The sequence below is a fragment of the Mesorhizobium sp. M1E.F.Ca.ET.041.01.1.1 genome (assembly GCF_003997355.1).
In the GTDB taxonomy this organism is placed as follows: domain Bacteria; phylum Pseudomonadota; class Alphaproteobacteria; order Rhizobiales; family Rhizobiaceae; genus Mesorhizobium.
Genome location: NZ_RZSL01000730.1, coordinates 1 through 2,586, shown reverse-complemented (window position 1 = coordinate 2,586; position 2,586 = coordinate 1). Strand labels below are relative to the sequence as shown.

2 protein-coding genes are annotated in these 2,586 nt (G+C 61.4%); both read right to left on the bottom strand.

Annotation, left to right across the window (positions count from 1 at the left end; translation table 11 throughout):
* Nucleotides 1–655: ABC transporter permease subunit (locus tag EOA38_RS33255; protein WP_127301223.1), on the bottom strand; the 655-nt coding region annotated here is incomplete at its 3' end.
* A gap of 177 nt (nt 656–832) precedes the next feature.
* Nucleotides 833–2,425, bottom strand: coding sequence for a peptide ABC transporter substrate-binding protein (locus tag EOA38_RS33250; protein WP_127301222.1), 1,593 nt, complete (start codon nt 2,423–2,425; stop codon nt 833–835).
* Nucleotides 2,426–2,586 lie beyond the last annotated feature (161 nt).

Sequence of the window (2,586 nt, the reverse complement as noted above, 5' to 3'; positions counted from 1 at the left end):
CCGACCAGTCGGAGAGGCCGAGCGCGCGGGCAGTGCGGATATGGTGCGAGCGCAGGCTCTCGATCATCGAGCCGCGCATCAGGCGGGCGACGATCGCGATCTGCGGCAGAGCGAGCGTCAGCACAGGCCCGACCTTGTTGATTAAGGCGCCGTCACCCCAGCCGCCGATCGGCAAAAGCTTCCAGGAAAGTCCGAAGACGAGCTGGATCACCGGCGCGGTGACGAAGGTGGGGATGGTGCTGCCGGCGGTGGCTAAAGCGATCACCGAATAGTCGGCGATTTTGTTCTGGTTGAGCGCCGCGATCGTGCCGAGGATGGAACCCAGGATCAGCGCCAGCACCAATGCCGACGTGCCGATCTGCACCGAGATCGGCAGGCCCTTGGCGAAGAGTTCGGTGACGGTGAAATCCGGCAGGTTGTAGCTCGGGCCGAAACTGCCGCGCAAAAGATTGCCGAGATAGTGGACATATTGCAGCCAGAGCGGATCGTTGAGGCCGAACTGGGCTTCGAGATTGGCCCTGATCTCGGGGCTCAGGCCCCGCTCCTGGTTGAACGGGCCGCCCGGCGCGACACGGATCAGGAAGAACGCCACCGTCACGATGACGAACAGCGTCGGGATGGCGGTCAAAAGCCGCCGGAAGACATAACGCAGCATCGGCGCCCCGCTTCAGCCAGGGCGACGGCTCTCCAGACGAGATCGTAGCGCGCTGGCATCTCTGATCTTCGCACCGGGATGCCCGAAAATCCAATCCGACTTTCGGCCCGGCACGACGACAGACCGCGGCCGCCGCTCCCAAAAAAAAGAGAGCGGCGGCACGGCCAAGGTTTCTTGTCAGTCCTTGGAGATGAAGCGGGACGGATGAATGTCCATGACATTGTCGTCGAAGCCATGCACCTTCGAGGAAACGATGTCGTGGTAGCTGTAGTAGAGAAGCGGAATCTCGCCGACGTCGTCGACGAGGATGCGCTCGGCTGCGGCGAGCTCCTTCATGCGCTCCTCAGGCTTGCCGCCGGCGGCGGCCGCCTTGTCCATGGCAGCCTCATAGGCCGGGCTGTTGTAGTTCGAGTAGTTGTTGCCGCTCGCCTTGCGCGAGATGCCGAGGAAGGTCTCGGGATCCTTGTAGTCGGCGATCCAGGCGGCGCGGGCGACGTCGTAGTTGCCCTTCTGCTCGAGGAAGCCGTAATGGGTCTTGGTGTCGGTGTTGAGCAGCGTCACCTCGACGCCGAGTGGCTTCAGTTGTTCCTGGATGGCGACCGCCGTGTTCTTATGGTTCTCCGAGGTGTTGTAGCGGATTTCCATCTTCAGCGGATGCTCAGGCGTGTAGCCCAGCTTTTCCAGGATCTTCTTGGCCGCATCCTCGCGGTCGATCTGCGACATGTCGGCGTATTTGGCCAGTGCCGGCGTGTAGCCCTCGATGCCCGGAGGCACCATCGAATAGCCAGGCAGCATCGAGTTCTGCCAGACCTTCTCGGCGAGGAAGTCGCGATCGATCGCCATCGAGATGGCGTTGCGCAGCTCGACATTGTCCCAAGGCGCCTTGTCGGTCTTGACCGCATAATAATAGGTGCCGAGATATGGCCCGACACGGACCTGGTCACCGAATTTGGTTTTGAGATCGGCAAGCTGTTCGGTCGGCAGGTCACCATAGCTGTCGAGTTCACCGGCCTCGAAGCGCTTCATCGCTGAAGAGCGATCCTCGGTCGGGATGTAGTTGACCACGTCGAGCTTGACGCTCGCGGCGTCCCAGAACTTCGGGTTCTTGACCAATTTCATATGGTCGTTGGGGACCCACTCCGCCAGCGTATAGGCGCCGTTGGAGACCAGCTTGCCCGGCTTGATCCAGTCGGCGCCGAGCTTGTCGATGGAAGCCTTGTTGACCGGATAGGTCGCCTGATGGGTCAGCATCTCGAGGAAGTAGGGCGTCGGAGCCTTCAGCGTGACTTCAAGCGTGTTGGCGTCGATCGCCTTCACGCCCATATCCTCGGCCTTGCCTTTCTTGGTGTTGAAGTCCTCGGCGCCCTTCACCGGATAGAGCATCGAGGCGTATTCGGCAGCGGTTGCCGGATCTTCCAGCCGATGGAACGAATAGACGAAGTCGTCCGCCGTCACCGGGCTGCCATCCGACCAGAGGCCGTCCTTGCGCAGCTTGAAGGTGTAGACAGTGCCGTCGTCGGATACCGTCCAGCTTTCGGCGGCGCCCGGAATGAGGTTCGTCTTCTGGTCATGCATGACGAGGCCCTGGAACAGGTCGCGTATGATATCGGCTTCGTAGACCGTCGACGTCTTGTGCGGATCGACCGTCTCCGCCTCGGCGGCGGATCCGCGGTTGTAGACGGTTTCGGCGAAGGCCGGCGTGTAGAAGGCGCCGGTCGCCAAGGCCATGGTGGTGGCGAACACGGTCGCCTTCAGCAGATTTTTCAGCATGAAGTTCTCCCTTTGGACGCGGCCCCTCAACCACGCCTTGAGTGTTGACGCTCCGGAACCGTTCAACGGGTTCCTTCTGAGCGTGCCGCCGGTCCCTTCCGGCGGCTGGTGACGGGAGACTAGACAGAGGAATATCTTATTTCAACTGCCCACTGCTTGAC